Source organism: Mycolicibacterium vulneris (assembly GCF_002104765.1).
Taxonomy (GTDB): Bacteria; Actinomycetota; Actinomycetes; order Mycobacteriales; family Mycobacteriaceae; genus Mycobacterium; species Mycobacterium vulneris.
This window is the reverse complement of record NZ_NCXM01000011.1, coordinates 104401-120822: the sequence shown is the minus strand read 5'-3', so window position 1 is coordinate 120822 and position 16422 is coordinate 104401. Positions and strand designations below refer to the sequence as shown.

Genomic DNA, 16422 nt, shown 5'->3' with positions numbered 1-16422 from the left:
TGCCAGAATTAAGATTTCGGTGCGGCGGATGGCTTATTTGCTGCTCGATTCCGACACCTCGATCTTGCTGTGCTTGGTTGTTTGCGCCTTCGGAACCTGAATAGTCAACACACCATGTGCAAGAGAAGCCTCGACGTCATCGGGCCTGAAGTCACCCGGCAGGGTCACGCGATACTCGAAATTCCCGACGCGGCGGGTGCGACGCCGCAGCAGACCCTCGCGTTTCTTCTCCTTGACTTCACCAGTGACCACAAGTTCATTGCCGTCCAGTTCCACATCGACGTCCTCACGGTGCACACCGGGCAACTCGATCTCGACGATGTAGGCAGCGTCAGTCTCTGACACATCAGCGGCGGGCAACCAGGCACCGTCACCGCCGGGAGCACTGACTAGCGACTGGACCAGCCGGTCGAACTCCGAATAGATGTCCTCGAACCCACGGTATGGGCGCCACGTTGTAGGGGTGGTGCTGGTACGTCGTACAGGCAGAGCCATAACTGAACCTTTCACTCGTATCGCTTGTGGTTCTAGAGTGCGCCACCGACACGGATGCCGCGTCGTACTGTCAAGCCGATTCCGGCTCCCCGATTTCGCACTTCAAGACCAGCGGTGGGCTGGGCGCACGCGATGAACACGCCATATCAGTGGACCAAGCAGGTGGCCTCCCACTGGGGTGGGACCCGTAACGGCAACTGCCGCCACGGCGATTCCGAGACCAGCGCAACACACATGGCGGATCTTGAATGGCTTCACGTCCTTTTTCGACTGGGCGGGTGATGCGCCACGCGGATGGCGTCTCATCCCGGCCGGTGTCGTCGGCGTTCATAGGGGAGAGGACCGGTGTCGGGCTCGGCGAAGTCGATTTGGCGCTTATCCATACCCGCGATTCGTCGGCTGAGTTCGAGGTGCGCGCTCTTGACGTCGTCAAGACCCGAAAACGAAACCACAGGTAACGTGCGGGACTGAAATGGACCGAAACGGATCGAACCTGCAGCTAAATAGGCATTTTGCCTGGTCAAGTCAGGGGCAGGGGTTCGAGTCCCCTTAGCTCCACCAAGAAACCGCAGGTCAGATCCCACATCAGGGTTTCCACCGTATTCCGGCGTGAGGGCCGCGCATGGTCTCGCGTTCAGAGCCCAGCAGCGAATTCTCAGCTTCCTGGTACCGCCGGCACGCATGACCGACCACTTGCGCGGGTACGCAGCCAGTGAACGGTTGTTCGCAACGAATCGGCGCCTTCAGTCCGGTTCGGTCGCGAGTCGACTTTGTTTCTTGCGATGGAAAAACGGATCGACCGACAAGCACGGTCGGTCGGCGGGAGGAGCTTCTGATGCCCGAAGTGCAACTTCACCACGACGGACACCCGCGCTATCGCCGGATGGTCCGATTCGACTGGTCCGAGACGCCACTGCACTGGGTGCCCGACGACCCGTTCGCAACGCACATGATGAACGTCTTGCATCTGCTGCTACCCGAAGGCGAGCGGCACTTCATCAAGGCGGTCCTGGAAGCATCATCGCTGGTCGATGACCCGGAGCTGGAGGCGGCGATCAAGCCGTTCATCCAGCAGGAGTCCTGGCATGCCTGGGCGCACCAGGTGGTGCTCGACCATTTGGCTGAACAAGGCATCGACACCAAGCCGTACACCTCGCGACTCCGGAAAATGCTGTCGGTGGCGCTGGGTGATCCGCCCAAGTGGTTTCCGCCGGCGATGAAGCGGTGGTGGCTGTATCGGCGTCTGGCCGACGTGGCAGCGCTGGAACATTACACCGCGATGTTGGGCCAATGGGTGCTGCAGAACCGCGGTCTGGATTACGCCGGCACCGACCCGATGATGCTGGATCTGTTGCGCTGGCACGGCGCCGAGGAGGTCGAACACCGCTCACTGGTGTTCGACGTCTACCAACATGTGTGCGGCAACTACTTCATCAGGGCCTTCTCCATGCTGATGACTACTCCGCTGTTTTACGGCTGGTGGATTGCCGGAGCGAAATACCTGATGGCCCACGATCCGACCATCGATCAGAAGTGGCGTTGGCGCGATTGGTGGCGTGCGGCCCGCGAATACAAGTTGCCCGGTCCCTGGCAGCTGATGGTGACGCAACCCGCTAGGTACATGCGGCCTTCCCATCACCCGGGCCCCGAAGCCGTCACGACGATGGCAGTCGAGTACATCAAGAATTCGCCGGCGGCCAAGGCCGCCCGCGAACGGGCACAGATAGAAGGAAAGGCCGCAGTCCGATGAGGGTTTCGGTGGACCTTGATACCTGCGACGGCAACGGTGTGTGTATGAGCCTGTGCCGCGAGGTTTTTGACGTACGAGAAGACGGACTACACCTGCTCGACGCGCATCCGCCGCGGGAGTTACGCGGGCCGCTGAAGGCCGCCGAAGTGTCCTGCCCGACCCGGGCGATTGTGGTGGAGGACTGACGCAATGCCGGCGAATCGTCAATTACAGCAGGTAGTCGTGGTTGGTGCCGGCGTGGCAGGAATGCGGGCGGCGGAGACGCTGCGACAGGACGGCTACGACGGTGCCCTCACCATCGTTGGCGCCGAACGGCAGGCTCCCTACCATCGGCCACCATTATCGAAGAAGCTACTCAGCGGTCAGGTGCACCGGGCAGGCGTAGACATGGCGCCGCAGTTCGACATGGATGCGCGGGTAATCAGAGGGGCTTCCGCGGTAAGCCTCGACATGTCCGCACGTACCGTCCAGGTCCGCGACGATGGCCAGAACCTGTCCTTAGGCTTCGACGGGCTTGTCATCGCCAGCGGCGCTGAACCGCGAAAATGGCCGGGCGGACCGACTTTGGACGGCGTGTTCCTGCTGCGTACGGTCAATGACTGCTTGGGAATTCGGGAGCGACTCGGTTCGCGTCCTCGCGTCGTGGTGGTAGGGGGCGGGTTCATCGGCAGTGAGGTGGCTGCGACCTGCCGATTGCTCGGGCTGGATGTGACGCTCGTGGAGAAGGCCGCCGGGCCGCTGGTCCAAGCGTTAGGTGCGGAGTTGGCGCCTTGCTGGGCGAAGTTGCATCGCGAACATGGTGTGGACCTGCGCGTCGGCGTGGGCGTCGACGAATTCGTCGGCAATGGGCGGGTGGAAGCAGTTCGACTCACCGACGGTTCGCAGGTTCCGGCTGATGTAGTGATCGTCGGGCTCGGTGTTACTCCCGCCACGGCCTGGCTTGAAGGCTCGGGTCTGCATCTGGATGACGGGGTGGTCTGTGATGCCACCGGCGCCGCCGAGGGCGACACGGGCGACGGCAATGTGGTCGCCGCGGGGGACGTGGCGCGCTGGTGGCATCCGCTGTACGAGCGCCATCTGCGTACTGAACACTGGGACGACGCGGCACGTCAGGGCGAGGCCGCGGCGCGCACCCTGCTGGCTGGGCCCGAGCACGCCGAGGCCTTCGGCGCGGCGCCGTATTTCTGGTCCGACCAATATGACGTCAAGCTGCAGATGCTAGGTATGCCAACGGATTACGACGCTGTCAAGATCATCGAAGGCGATCCGGGCACCTGGGAGTTCATCGGCGCTTACGGGCGTGGCGGTCGCACCATCGCGGTGCTCGGCACGATCCCGGGCCGGGTCCATGCCTATCGGGAGGCCCTCGAGAAGCGCGCCGAATTCCCGCCGAGTCGACCGGATTAGCACAGCCGGACTCGACTCGCGGCAAGCCTTTTTGGGTACAGCATCCATATGCATCGACCCGACACGATCATCGAAATTCATCGCGAACGCGTGCAGGATCAGACGGTCGGGATGTTCAGCGGCGACAAGTACACACAGTCCGTCGACGGCACCGGCTACTCCGCGACGGCCACCCTCGACCTCACCCTGGATCGCGTCTGGTTCGTCCTCGACTCTCGTCGGCGGCTGTGGCAGGAGGAAGTCGACGGTGAGACTCGCGACCCCGTGCGGCACTTCGCCATAGACCTGGTGATCTTCGATTCGAAGATCGTCATCGATTCGGTTACCTGCATCCCGCTGGTATCGCTGCCTCCGGCGACCATCACTATCCCGGATGGTCCGCGTGCCGGAGAGTCGCGCGAGATTGCGTACAACGAGATTCCGCTGTTCGGGCGGTTGACAATTCACGACCAGCTTGAGCCGCACCAAATAGAGCCGGGCAAGCAGACGATCGCCCTCAACTTCACATGCCAGGACGCTCCCGTACTGGTGGCCGCCCCGTCGCCGGACCAGCACGTAGGGTGGCTGTTCGGTCCGCACATCGAGCGGCGTGAGGGCGGGGCCACGGTCCTTGGCGGACAAGACCCGCGGATCAGCTGGGAACTCGACTACGCCGAGGCGTACTGGATCACCCACAGCATCGCCGGGGAGTTGATGGTGAATCTGGAGAAGATGCAGCACCCCAACCTCTCCGACGATGAAGCAAGAACCCGGGTGCTCGACTCGCTTGCCGCGCAAATCGCCGATGCGGTCCGCCCGCAACTGGAGGCGATGGGAGACAACGGGATTCAGGCATTACTGCCGTCCCCGCTGGACGTCGACCCCGAGGCCCGAGACGACAGCACCGTCAAGAAACTCGACGCCGTCGTGCAGCGCTTCGACGTCGGCGAGGCCACCGAGGAATCCATGGTGGTGCAGCTGCAGACACTGCGCGACTTGCCGCCCGGTGAGGAGCTGCCCCCGTCTGTCCTCGCCGAAAACCCTCGCGAGACGGCGGCTTTGGCCGTCACCGGCTGGAGCATTCTGCGGCAGGTCCGTGACACCGTGATGAACAGTTTCGATCTCGACGAGAGTGACTTCGACCCCGATGTGCCCTGCGCGCTGGCAGGGCCCAAGACCATCAGCATCGGCGGACAGGACCGCAGCCTCGACGCTCTGGACGCCGATATCGTCCCGCGAACAGAGGACGGCCGATTGGTCGTCGACGGCACCGTGAGCGCCGACACCAAGCTCTACGACTTCAAGGCCAACTTCAAGGTGACGTACGAAATGGGCCTGGGAGACATCCCGCGCGACCCGAAGGAGAAAGAGCTGCTACGCGAGGACGTGGACAGCATCGAGCTCCTCGAACAGACGCTGAGTCTGGCCGGTCAGAAGAAGCGCGCCGGGCACCTCAGCGCTGAGGAGTACGAGGCGGAAGTCAAGCGAGTCAGCGAGCGATTCGATCGGCTGCCGCGAACCGTGGGGGTGCGACCGACGCAGAACTGCGAGCCGGACGTGAACGCGGACTTCAGCCTGACAGCCGCCGGCAAAGTGGCCACGGCTGCAGGTGCGGCGGCTGTCGTCGGCCTGCTTGCGCTGCCGGTGACCTGGGTAGCGGGGGCCGCTGGTGTCGGAGCCGCCGGGGCGGGCGGATTGTTGACCCTGGCGATCGCGCAGTACGTCACCACTGTCCTGACCATCGACTGGTTCGGCACCGGCATCGGTTCTCGTCAGGTTAAGAAATCGCTGAACGATCAACCCGAGGGCACATCGCTCCCTCCGATCGGGATGCCGGTCGACCTGGACCTCAACCGGCAACGCCTCGCGGTGTACTTCCGTCCGGTGCCGGCGAAATTGTGGGTCGATTGCGTCGAGACCGAGGCGGACGAAGGTGAGGCAGTGGAGGGCGACGGAATTCGGGCCGTCGGTGGCCGATGGCCCACCGATGGACATCCGTGGCGGCTGTCGCAGGACGATGCCGTGTTGTTCGTCGACTCCGGCGAATTGCAGCTTCTCGTCGATCCGGGCGGCGCGTCCGGCGCCGAGTTACCCGTCGACGTTGACGCCGGAGACGACGGACGACGCCTCCTGCGGGTGCCGAGCGATCCAGACCTACTGCGTCGACTTCCGCGATGCCGTCGAGAGTCGGACGTCGGCGCATGAACTAGCGGCGCCGCGCCGCTACGGATTTGGTCAGCAGAGGACGGCGGCCGAGAACCACCCACCGGCCACAAGCGCGATGAGCAGCGCGGCGGTGGTTTGTCCCATAGCCGCGGCCGCGATGGCGCCGACGATCGCGCAAACGAGCACTGTGACAGTGAGGAAGGCGACGAGCAGACGGTGCGAATTGACCGCCGCGCCGGCACGGGGCGCGATGACGGACTTCCGAGAGCGATCCACGCCAACCATGAAATCTCCTTAGGTGTGACGCCCGCAACATACCCGGGACATATGTGACCTACGCCACATCATAGTCCGGTAGGCGCTGCCTGTTGTCGCATTGCGGCGTCGTGGCGGTCTTTGGATGCGGTGACGTTTGCTAGATGTTCCGATGGCGGTCATCGGCTGCCTGAAAAGCGCGCGGCGGTTGGACGGTTTCGACGGGCCCCGCTGACGATTGACCCGGACGACCCAAACTCTTCGCACCACCGAATGGTGCGGGGCAACAAGGAAGTCGAGCCCTGCGGCGGGTAGCGAGACGCCATCCGCGGTGAGCGAAGGTTCGCCGTTATCCGGCTGAGACCGCCGATTAGGTTTTCGCCTCGATGCGGATTACTCTTGCCCGCGGTTCGTTCGCGACTCAGGAAAGCAGCCATGTCTGTTCAGCCCACTCTGCTGCGTCGTCAATCGTGGCGCAGCGCCCGCCGTCAGCGGGTCGCTCCCCGCGTGAAGTGTCCGATGGTCGGCCAGTGCTTCGATGTCGAAATCACTCGCGACGCGGACGGATGGATCATCCGGATCCCCGAGATCGGCAGGGCCACCCGCGCCGGCAGCCGGACCGCGGTGGAGTTGGCGGCACGCGAATGCATCGCGACGTGGACGGGCATCCCGATCGGGTACGTCGCGGTCTACGTCGCCAGCGAGACCAGCTAGTTACCTAGCCGCCCGGCGCGATCGCGATCGATTTCGTCTCGAGGTAGCCGTCGAGCCCATCGGGCCCGAGCTCTCGGCCGCCCTGAGCGACGAGGAGAAGGAGCGGTTCGGCACCCTGCGTGTGGTGCACTCGCTGGAAGCCTCCCAGCGCCGCGTCTACACCGACCCGTCGCCGGAACTGGTGCAGCGCTGGCGATCTCGCCGCACCCACGAGCATCCCCTGGTGTGGACACACCGCACCGGCCGCAAGTCGCTGGTGCTTGGCGCCTCCGCGGACTACGTCGTCGGCATGGATCTCGATGAGGGACGCGCCCTGCTGGACAGCCTTCTCGAGCGCGCCACGGTGCCCGCGAAGGTGTACAGCCACAGCTGGTCGATCGGCGACACCGTCATTTGGGACAACCGCGGGGTGCTGCACCGTGCGGCCCCGTACGACCCGGGGTCACAACGCGAAATGCTGCGCACCACCGTGCTCGGCGACGAACCGAATCCAGTGATGACGCCGGCCGACCAGCATCCGCTGCGCCTGACACCGTTGCCCGCCGACGAGTGGGACGAGAGCGCCCGTGCGGCGCTGGCGTCGCTGATCCCGGCCGAGCGGGCGAATCCCGTTGGTGCGGGCAATGTTTTGTCGACCATGGTCCGCCACCCCGATCTGACCGCGGCCTACCTACCGTTCAATGCCTACCTGCTCACCCGATCGACCCTGTCGCCCCGGGTGCGCGAAGTCGCGTTGCTGCGGGTGGTGCACCGCAGCAATTGCGGCTACCTGCGCCGACCGGACCGACCAGGCCGTTATCCGCGCGGTCGATGATCTCACCGGTGACAGCACGATCAGCCAATCTACCTGGTATTTACTGGGCGAGCTGTTCACGCAGCAGCAGTGCATGGATCTGACGTTCACCGTCGGCGGCTACCACTTGCTGGCCTTGGCCGTCAACACGTTCGGCGTCCAGGAAGAGCACGAGTAGGCCCGGCCTGCGCCCGTGCCGGGCCGCAATGCGCGCTAGTCCTCGCGAGACAGGGCAGTGCGCTCCTCTGTTCAATACCCGGAGTTTGTACAGTACTACTTGTGTAAAAGCTAGCCTAGTGCGGCCGGACGGGAAATGACGGGTGGCGACTTCTCAGTGACCTCTCAGTGGCGCAGTCTTACCCTGAGGTCCTGGGTCCGGGAGGTCGATGATGAAGATCGCATCCGTCATCGCGCGCCAGCTGCTGGACTGCAAAGCCCGGCCCCTGCTCGAGGTCGAAATCACCACCGACAGCGGCGTTGTCGGCCGCGGCGCGTCACCAACCGGCAGCTCGGTGGGTTCACACGAGGCGTTCGTGCTGCGGGACGGCGATCGAACCCACTACAACGGGCTGAGCGTGCACCACGCCATCGCCGCGGTGACCGATGTGATCGCCCCCGCCCTCATCGGCGCGGAGCTCGACGATCCGCGGTCACTGGACCGCGTCGTGATCGATCTCGACGGCACCCCGGACAAGCGCCGGCTCGGCGGCAACGCGATCTATTCGTCGTCGGTCGCGCTGCTGCGGGCGGCCGCCGCCGCGGCTGGCACACCCACGTACACCTATGTCGGCGCACTGCTCGGGCTCGAGCCACCGACCACCGTCCCGGTGCCCAGCTTCAACATGATCAACGGGGGCCGGTACGGCGATGTCTGCCAGACATTCAGTGAGTTCCTCGTCGTGCCCTATCGCGCGGACTCGATCGAATCCGCGGTCGAAAAGGGGGTGAGCCTGTTCGAGACGCTCGGCGAGGTGCTCACCGAGCGGCTCGGCCGCGCACCGATGCTGGCGTCGTCGTATGGATACGTCGCGCCGTCCGGCGACCCGCACGTCGTCCTGGAGGTGCTGACCGAGGCCGTCGAGCGCGCCGGCTGCGCCGACATCATGGCGTTCGGCCTGGACTGCGCGTCCAGTGAGGTGTACGACCGCGACACTGCGACATACGCATTCAACGGCGAACGGGTGACGGCGGAGGTATTGATCGACTATGCCCGGGGGCTGTCGCAGGAGTTCCCGATGCTGTTCATCGAAGACCTGCTGGACGGGGATGACTGGCCCGGATTCGCCAAAGCGGTGCAGGCGGTGCACCGTTCGATCATTCTCGGAGACGACCTGATCGTCACCAATCGCGCCCGCTTGCAGCGGGCCGTCGAGACGTCCGCCGTGGACGGCTTCATTCTGAAGCCCAACCAGGTCGGAACCATCGCCGAAGCCTTGGACTGCTTCGAATACGCCGCGCGGAACAGCATTTTGGCGATCCCGTCGGGCCGCTCGGGCGGTGTCATCGACGACGTGGTGATGGATCTGGCGGTGGGCCTGGGGGCACCGTTTCAGAAGAACGGCGCGCCGCGGTCGGGCGAGCGCATCGCGAAGCTCAACTTCCTGCTGCGCGCGGCCGAAGGCATCCCGGACTGCGGGCTGGCCGACGTCCCGGCATTGGCGCGGTTCTGAGCGCGTCTCGGGTCAGCGGGCGGCGTACAACGCGAGCTCGGCCGCCACAGCGGCCCCAGACACCGCCAGCACGATCGAAAGAGCCAGCCAGTCAGCCGGTTTCGGTCGCGACGGGGCCGCGGAGATCTGGCCGGTGCCGCCGCGGGCGGTGATGGCATCGCCCATCTCGTCGGCGCGGCGCAGTGTCACCGTGATGACCGCGACCACCACATCGATCACGTCCGCCGTCGGGCGGCGCAGCCTGGCCCAGCGGGTTTGCTGCGGCCGCTTGGGCCGTAACCGGCGGGCGGCGAAGAGCACCCGGAATTCGTCGATGAGCATCGGGAAGGTGCGCAGCGCGAGCGCCAATGCGACCGACCAGTCGTCGACGGGAATCCGCAGCGGCCGTAGGAAGCGGCCCAAAGTGGCGACCGCCGGGGCGATCTGGGCGACGTTGGTCGTCCACGACACCAGAGCGCCCAGGGCGAGCAACACCACCGACAGCGCGGTAAGGCGGAGAAAGTCCAGCAGGCCGCCGAAGCCCAGCGACATCGTGCCCAGGTGGACCCTCGGGCTCCCGCCGGCGAACGCCGCGTTGACGCCGACGAACACCAGCACGATCCACAGCCAGCGCGGCACCGACGGCAACACCCCCCGGGGAATGCGCGCGAGCCGTATTCCCGTCACCGCCAGCGCGCCCGTGAGCCCGATCGCCACCCAGCCCGGGAAGAACGTCAACAGCAACGAAATACCAAACACCACAAGCAGTTTGGTACCGGCCCACAGCTCGTGGATGGGCGAGCTGCCCGGCACCGGCCGCAGCAGCACGACCGGGCGCCGGCGGCTGGACGCCCGCTTGGCCGGAGCGGCGGTAACCACCGTATTGCTCCGGGCCGCAACCGGTGCCGGCTGCAGTGAACCGTCGTGCAGGTGCAGGGTGCGCGGACACAGCTCCTGGAGCCCGGCGAAGTCATGCGAAATGACCACCACGGTCAGGCCGGTATCGCGGCGCCGCTCGGCGAGCAACTGGACGAGCCCACGCTGACTGGCGGCATCCAGCCCGGCCAGCGGCTCGTCGAGGATCAACACCCGCGGCGATCGCGCCAGCAGCCCGGCCAGCGCCACGCGACGCATCTGGCCGCCGCTGAGCTGGTCGATGCGCCGCTTAGCCAGCCCGGCATCCAGGCCGACGGCGGCAAGCGCCGCGGTCACCCGGGCGTGATCGGCGGGTGAAAACCCGGCCGCCGAAGCCACTTCCAGATCTACCCGGCTGCGCATCAGCTGCAGCCGCGCCGCCTGGAACTGCAGCGCGACCGCGCCCACCTGGTCGGTGGTCGGGCTCCCGTCGAGCAGGCAGGCACCGGTGGCCGGCGCGGTCAATCCGGCCATGATCCACGCCAGTGTCGACTTGCCGGAACCATTTCCGCCGTGGATCAGCACCCCGTCACCCTGGTGCACCGCAAAGCTGACATCGCGCAGCGCGGTCTGAGCCCAGGGCGTGCCGCCGGCGTATTCGTGTCCGACGCCGACGAGTTCGAGCACCGGCGCGCCGGAGGCGAGATCGGTCGTCACCGTCGGCGCCGGGGCGGTGGCGCTCTGCACCAGATCGGTGTCGACCGACGCGTCACCGAGTTTGATTGCTCGGTCGGCGTATTCGGCCTCGTCGTTGTAATGGGTGATGTGTACCAGCGCGGTTTGGTGGCGTTCCGTCAGGCCGGACAGCACGGTGAGCAGTTTCTCCCGGCCCTGCCTATCGACCATGCTGGTGACCTCGTCGGCGATCAGCAACGCCGGCTCGCGCGCCAGCGCCGCGGCCACGGCGAGGCGTTGCAGCTCTCCGCCGGACAGGCTGCCGGTGTCGCGGTCCGCCAAATCGGCCAAACCGACCTCGTCGAGTAGCCGGGGGATGTCCGTGGTCTTGGCGGGTGGCAGTCCCCAGACCACGTCGTCGGCGACCCGCGTGCCCAGCACCTGGCTCTCCGGGTGCTGCATGATGACCGCGGTGCCGCCGAGTTCGCCGAGCCCGACCGCCCCGGGGCGGTCGACGGTGCCCGACGTCGGTTCGCGGCCGGCCAGGATCAGCATCAGTGTCGTCTTCCCGGAGCCGTTGGCGCCGGTGACCGCGATGTGCTCACCCGTGCGCACGTCCAGGTTGACCGCACGCAGCGCGTCATGGTCGGCGTGCGGGTAGCGCAGGCGCACCTGGTCCAGCCGTACCGGGACGGGCCGGACCGGTCCGTCGCCCACGGGGGTGTCCAGCTTGTGCACGTCGGGAATGCCGCGTAGTCGCTCCAGCACCCGCGACAACGCCCACCAGCCGACCAGCGAGGCGCCCACGATGGCGAAGACGGCGTACCCGAGGATCAGCCACTGCCAGTAATGCAACGCCTCGGCGAAGAACGCCTTGAATTGTTGCGCGGCCGGACGCAGCTGTGGCGCCCGTGACACGACCGTCGCGGCGCCGTCCACGGTGGCGCTGGCGGCGTGGAAGGCGAGTTGCCGGAACCGGGTCAGGACCGTCAGCGCGACGACCATCCCGGCGCCGACGACGAGGCCCGCGCCGCAGGACACCAGGATGACGGTGGGCGCGCCGCGGCGGTGCCGCTTGACGGTTCCGGCCAGCCCCCCGACATAGGCGCAGAGCCCGATCGCCCCCAAGCCGCTCAGTCCGACGACCAGGAAGCCGATCACGCCGGCGGCGACCGTCGCGGTGATCAGAACGCGGAGCCGGTAGCGATAGGCGAGCAGCCCGGTCGGCACGCTGCCGAGCAGGCCGAGCCCCCCGCCGTGCGGAAGAACGACCGCGATGATGGCGATCGCCGCGCACAGGGCGCCCATCACCGATGCTTGCGCCAGTTCGCCGGGTCGTAGCGATCCGGCACGCGCTTTCAGCGTTGCAGCGCCGGGTGCCTTCACGACACGATTATGCCGTCGTCGGCGGAGCGCCCGGTGGCTCTCTTATCAGATCTTCAGGTAGCCCTTGTCGGCGGGAATTTGTGCGGCCGTCACCAGTGAGGATGCGTCGCTGGCAAGCCACAAGACGATGTCGGAGACCAAGTTCGGGTCGGCGAGCGAGTCGGTGGGTAAAGCGCCGGGGGAGAAGCTGTGAATGTAGGTCTGGTTGTCGGCGAACAGCTGCCACATCGAGGGGTCGTTGCCCATCGGGGTGTCGGTGCCGTACGGATGCACCGAGTTCACCCGGATGCCGTATCCGCCGAGTTCGACCGCCAGCGAGTTCGTCAGCCCGACCACACCGAATTTGCTGGCGCAGTAATGACCGCAACCCGGGACGGCCTTCACCCCCGCGGCCGAGCTGATGGTGATGATCGAGCCGCCGTTGCCCGCCCGAATCATCGCGGGCACAGTGGCTTTGATGGTGTTCCAGACACCGGTCAGGTTGGTGTCGAGGACGTCCTGCCATTGCTGAGCCGAAATCTCCCAGAGGCGGCCCCAATTCAGCACGCCGGCGTTGGCGACGACGATGTCGAGACGGCCGAACTGGGTGATCGCCTCGTCGACGATGCGCTGCTGCCCGGCGGCGTCGCGGACGTCGACCTGCGCGGCCAGCATCTTGCGGCCTTCGCTCTCCACCAGGTTCGTCGTTTCGGCCAGGTCCTCCGGCGTCGACGCCGGGTAGCCGTTGTTCGCCGCCACCGGGCCGCAGGCGTCGATGGCGACGACGTCGGCCCCGGCCCGGGCCAGCCGCACGCAATGCGAACGGCCCTGTCCGCGTGCGGCACCGGTGACGAACGCGACCCGGCCGGTCAAGGGTTTGTCGTTGTCGCTCATCCGATCTGGGCCTTCTGTGTCGGGGCGGACAGCAACGACGGCGAGACGGTGCGGATCGTCCCACACTGCGTCGTCGTCGACATGTGAGCACATTAACGAGATGTGTTCAACCTGGTCAACGATTCGCCTAAGCGCCTCAGCGCTGTGGCAGCGGGCGGGGACGGACCAGCGTCGGCCACCAGAACCACGGCCCGAGGATCCGCAGGATGGACGGCACGACGAACGAACGCACGATCAGCGTGTCGAGCAGCAGGCCGATGCACACGGTCGATCCCACCTGACCGATCGTTCGCAGATCGCTGGTGAGCATTGCCAGCATGGTGAAGGCGAACACCAGACCCGCCGACGTCACTACACCGCCGGTGCTGCCGAGCGCCCGGATCAGGCCGGTGTGGATTCCGCCGTGCAGCTCCTCTTTGACCCGGTTGATCAACAGCAGGTTGTAGTCCGATCCCACAGCCACCAGGATGATGAATGTCAGCGGCAAGACCAGCCAGTGCAGGTGCAGCCCGACGAGGTGCTGCCAGAAAAGTATCGACAGGCCGAATGCGCCCGCGTAAGAGAACGCGACAGTTCCCGGAATCACCAAGGCCGCCACCAGACTTCGCGTGATGAACAGCATGATCAAGAAGATCAGCACGAAGGCCGCGATGGCCGCGATCAGCAGGTCCGACATCGCGTACTGCTTGATGTCCTTGTCGTTGGACCCCGAGCCGCCGATGTAGACCCGGGCGCCGGCCAGCGACGTCTCCTTCAGGATCGTCTTTATCGCGTCGGGGAACTGCTCGACATGTTCGACGCCTTCGGGGCCCATCGCGTCGCCCTCGTGGGTGACGATGAACCGGGCCGCCTTGCCGTCCGGCGACATCATCAACTTCATGCCCGCCTTGAGGTCCTCGTTGTCGAAGGCCTCGTGCGGGATGTAGAAGTAGTCGTCGCTGCGCGACTTGTCGAAGTCGTTGCCGACGTTGATCGAGTCATCGAACGTCTGCTCGGTCTGGAGGGACTGCAGATCCGCCGATCCGTAACTGTTGACCAACTTCGACTGCAGGGCCTCGGTGTCGTCGGCCGTGGCCTTCAGTTGGGCGATGATCTGCGGGAAAGCCTTGTCCACCTCCGCCAGCGAGATTCTGGCCTTGGTGATGTCTTCGGCCAGGTGGTCGATGTGGTCGATGGTGTCCCACAATGACCTGAACGCCCAGCAGATGGGGATGTCGAAACAGTGCTTCTCCCAATAGAAGTAACTCTTGATCGGGCGGAAGAAGTCGTCGAGGTTGGATACTTCCTCGTTCATCTCCTGGCTGACCCGTTCCAGGTCCTCGACGGTGAGCACGGTCTGGTGCAGTTCGTCGGACACCTTCTGGAAAAAGCCGATCTCCTTGCGCAAGACCGCGACCGAGTGCGCCTGGATTTCGGCCTGCGCATCGGTGTTGGAGTTCTGCTCCCTGTTGAACGGGAGTTGCTGACCGTTGCCGCTGCCTTGCGTGGTGAACAGGTACGGAATGCTGGCGTGCTCGAGGGCCCGGCCCAAGGGCCGGGTCATGCCTTGCACCATCGCCACACCGTGCAGGCGAATCAGCGCTCTGGCGACCCGGTCCAGCGAGATGAAGTCGGCCGAGTTGCGCATGTCGTGGTCCGTCTCGACCATCAGCATCTCGGAGAACAGCTTGCTCTTGGGGAAGTGCCGATCGGCCGCCTGGAAGCCGAGGTTGGCGGGCGCGTCGGCCGGCTGGTACTGCCTGTCGTCGTAATTCTGCCGGTAACTCGGCACGAAGATCGCGCCGAGCATGACGACGGCGGAACTGGCCACCAGGATCGGCACCGGCCAGCGCACCACGCTCGCGCCGATGCGCCGATACAGACGGCCGTGGACGGTGGTTCTCGGATCGAACATCCCGAAAAGGCTGCCGACGGTCAACACCGCCGGTCCCAGCGTCATCGCCGCCGCGATGGTGAACAACATGGTGATGGCGACGGCCGGCCCCATGGTGTGGAAGTAGTTCAGCCGCGCGAATGTCAAGCAGTAACACGCGCCGGCGATCGTCAGCCCGGAGCCGATGATGATTGGCGCGACACCCTTGTACGCGATGTAGAAACTGTCCTCCCGGCTTTCGCCCGCCTGCCGCGCCTCGTGATATCGGCCCATCAAGAAGATGCCGTAATCCGTTCCCGCGCCCAGGGTCAGCGCGATGACGATGTTCACCGCGAACGACGACAACTCGATGTACCCGTAATGCCCGAGGGTCGAGACAATCCCTTTGGCGACAAGCATTTCGATGAGCACGCCGAGCAACGGCACCAGCAGCGTCGACGGGGTGCGGTACACCAGCAGCAGCATCACGACGATCAGGATGATCGTGACGATCGTCACGTTGTTCAGGCTGGCATTGGCGATAGTGAGCGTGTCGGAGGCCAGCGGAGCTGCGCCGCTGACGAAGACCTTGAGGCCGGGTGGTGGCGTGTCCTTCTTGATGATGTCGCGAACGGCGTTCACGGACTGGTTGGCTTGAATCTGGCCGATGTCGCCGGCGAGACGAAGGAGCACATAGGTGCACTTGCCATCGACGCTTTGCGCCCCCGCCGCGGTGAACGGCTTGCCCCACAGATCCATCACGTATTGCACGTGCTTGGTGTCGTTCTGAAGGCGGCGCATCAAATCGTCGTAGTACCGGTGATCCTGGTCTCCCAGTTGCCGGTTCGCCTCGAACACCACCATGGTCAAGTTGGTCGAGTTGGATTCGTGAAACTTTTCGCCGATGTGCAGCAGCGCCCGCTGCGAGGGCGCGTAGTGCGGGACCATCGGCCCGGCGAGTTCTTCTGCGACCCGTTCCACTTGGGGCATAAAGGCATTCGTGGTGACGGCGAGAAGGCCCCAGAAGAAGATGATCGGAATCGCAAGGGCGCGGACCATCTTGGGGATGAGGGGACGCTTGACCCGGGGCTCGTCGACGCGATGCTCGGTCATGCCGACTTCACCCTGCACTGGACGTCGGCATCCTGATGGTCGCCGGTTTGTTGGTCGCGGATAACGCCGTCCACCAGCATCCGGCAACCCACCTGACCGCCATGCACGTGCACCGAGATGCTGCCGGACGCCACCGTGAGCGTGGTGGTCTCCGTGTGGGTCCACGGCAGCGTGGTGATGTCAACCTGGTGCGGATGGCCGTCGATGTCGACGTAGACGAGTTTCCCGCCTTGTCCGACGGAGCCGAACACCTCGTAGGTGATCCGTTTGAGGTTGAACTCCTCGGGTGCCTGCGGACCGTTGACGGTGATGACCGGTTCGGGTTCGGAGAACTGATGCACCTTGTACATGCACAGCAGACCCACACCGACCGCGACGACGGCGACCAGCGGCATCCAGATTCGAGCCAGGACACTCCGCCCGGTTGAACGAGGGCTCATTCGATCACCTCTCGCGACCC

At 65.3% G+C, this 16422-nt stretch carries 12 protein-coding genes and 2 pseudogenes; 8 read left to right on the top strand and 6 right to left on the bottom strand.

Features of this window, described 5'->3' with window-relative positions:
• Window positions 1-33: 33 nt before the first annotated feature.
• A complete protein-coding gene (locus B8W69_RS12705; protein WP_245843229.1) occupies window positions 34-360 on the bottom strand; it encodes an Hsp20/alpha crystallin family protein in 327 nt (108 codons plus the stop codon).
• A gap of 970 nt (window positions 361-1330) precedes the next feature.
• On the opposite strand from B8W69_RS12705, the gene B8W69_RS12695 reads away from it, so the two are divergent.
• From B8W69_RS12695 to B8W69_RS12680, 4 genes are read left to right on the top strand one after another with little or no spacing between them, the layout of a single operon-like run.
• Window positions 1331-2245, top strand: coding sequence for a metal-dependent hydrolase (locus tag B8W69_RS12695; protein WP_085290153.1), 915 nt, complete (start codon window positions 1331-1333; stop codon window positions 2243-2245).
• An 8-nt stretch (window positions 2246-2253) separates the two neighbouring features.
• A complete protein-coding gene (locus tag B8W69_RS12690) occupies window positions 2254-2430 on the top strand; it encodes a ferredoxin (protein WP_245843228.1) in 177 nt (58 codons plus the stop codon).
• A gap of 4 nt (window positions 2431-2434) precedes the next feature.
• Window positions 2435-3652, top strand: a complete 1218-nt coding sequence (locus B8W69_RS12685) for an NAD(P)/FAD-dependent oxidoreductase (protein ID WP_085290151.1) — start codon at window positions 2435-2437, stop codon at window positions 3650-3652.
• Between the two features lie 48 nt (window positions 3653-3700).
• Entirely contained in the window at window positions 3701-5836 is a 2136-nt protein-coding gene (locus tag B8W69_RS12680) for a hypothetical protein (RefSeq protein ID WP_085290150.1), read from the top strand.
• Between the two features lie 30 nt (window positions 5837-5866).
• Here the strand turns inward: B8W69_RS12680 and B8W69_RS12675 are convergent, their stop codons facing one another.
• Window positions 5867-6082: a hypothetical protein gene (locus B8W69_RS12675; RefSeq protein ID WP_085290149.1), complete on the bottom strand. Its 216-nt coding sequence runs from the start codon at window positions 6080-6082 to the stop codon at window positions 5867-5869.
• A gap of 489 nt (window positions 6083-6571) precedes the next feature.
• Here B8W69_RS12675 and B8W69_RS12670 point away from each other — a divergent pair, with 489 nt between their 5' ends.
• The 4 genes and pseudogenes from B8W69_RS12670 (at window position 6572) to eno (ending at window position 9229) form a co-directional block, all read left to right on the top strand.
• The gene (locus B8W69_RS12670) at window positions 6572-6766 is read left to right on the top strand and encodes a long chain fatty acid-CoA synthetase Faa4p (RefSeq protein ID WP_085290219.1); all 195 of its coding nucleotides are present in this window, start codon (window positions 6572-6574) and stop codon (window positions 6764-6766) included.
• Window positions 6767-6845: 79 nt separating this feature from the next.
• Window positions 6846-7253, top strand: a pseudogene (locus B8W69_RS12665) (TauD/TfdA dioxygenase family protein); the annotation flags it as partial.
• Between the two features lie 9 nt (window positions 7254-7262).
• Window positions 7263-7737: pseudogene (locus tag B8W69_RS12660) on the top strand (carboxymuconolactone decarboxylase family protein).
• A gap of 208 nt (window positions 7738-7945) precedes the next feature.
• Complete coding sequence (gene eno / locus B8W69_RS12655) at window positions 7946-9229, top strand: phosphopyruvate hydratase (protein ID WP_085290148.1); 1284 nt, start codon at window positions 7946-7948, stop codon at window positions 9227-9229.
• Between the two features lie 12 nt (window positions 9230-9241).
• Here eno and B8W69_RS31985 read toward each other — a convergent pair whose 3' ends face one another.
• From B8W69_RS31985 to B8W69_RS12635, 4 genes are all read right to left on the bottom strand, one after another.
• Complete coding sequence (locus B8W69_RS31985) at window positions 9242-12124, bottom strand: ATP-binding cassette domain-containing protein (RefSeq protein ID WP_085290147.1); 2883 nt, start codon at window positions 12122-12124, stop codon at window positions 9242-9244.
• 45 nt (window positions 12125-12169) lie between these two features.
• Window positions 12170-12997, bottom strand: coding sequence for a mycofactocin-coupled SDR family oxidoreductase (locus tag B8W69_RS12645; protein ID WP_085290146.1), 828 nt, complete (start codon window positions 12995-12997; stop codon window positions 12170-12172).
• A gap of 136 nt (window positions 12998-13133) precedes the next feature.
• On the bottom strand, window positions 13134-15962 hold the full coding sequence (locus tag B8W69_RS12640; RefSeq protein ID WP_085290145.1) for an MMPL/RND family transporter: 2829 nt from the start codon (window positions 15960-15962) through the stop codon (window positions 13134-13136).
• Window positions 15959-16402, bottom strand: a complete 444-nt coding sequence (locus B8W69_RS12635; RefSeq protein ID WP_181447384.1) for an MmpS family transport accessory protein — start codon at window positions 16400-16402, stop codon at window positions 15959-15961. The genes B8W69_RS12640 and B8W69_RS12635 overlap by 4 nt, the downstream gene beginning before the upstream one ends.
• Window positions 16403-16422: the final 20 nt, after the last annotated feature.

Bases quoted from the DNA above. Each gene is read 5' to 3' on its own strand.
- B8W69_RS12695 (WP_085290153.1), top strand. From the start codon at position 1,331: ATGCCCGAAGTGCAACTTCACCACGACGGACACCCGCGCTATCGCCGG.
- B8W69_RS12685 (WP_085290151.1), top strand. From the start codon at position 2,435: ATGCCGGCGAATCGTCAATTACAGCAGGTAGTCGTGGTTGGTGCCGGC.
- B8W69_RS12680 (WP_085290150.1), top strand. From the start codon at position 3,701: ATGCATCGACCCGACACGATCATCGAAATTCATCGCGAACGCGTGCAG.
- B8W69_RS12675 (WP_085290149.1), bottom strand. From the start codon at position 6,082: ATGGTTGGCGTGGATCGCTCTCGGAAGTCCGTCATCGCGCCCCGTGCC.
- B8W69_RS12670 (WP_085290219.1), top strand. From the start codon at position 6,572: ATGGTCGGCCAGTGCTTCGATGTCGAAATCACTCGCGACGCGGACGGA.
- eno (WP_085290148.1), top strand. From the start codon at position 7,946: ATGATGAAGATCGCATCCGTCATCGCGCGCCAGCTGCTGGACTGCAAA.
- B8W69_RS12645 (WP_085290146.1), bottom strand. From the start codon at position 12,997: ATGAGCGACAACGACAAACCCTTGACCGGCCGGGTCGCGTTCGTCACC.
- B8W69_RS12640 (WP_085290145.1), bottom strand. From the start codon at position 15,962: ATGACCGAGCATCGCGTCGACGAGCCCCGGGTCAAGCGTCCCCTCATC.
- B8W69_RS12635 (WP_181447384.1), bottom strand. From the start codon at position 16,402: ATGAGCCCTCGTTCAACCGGGCGGAGTGTCCTGGCTCGAATCTGGATG.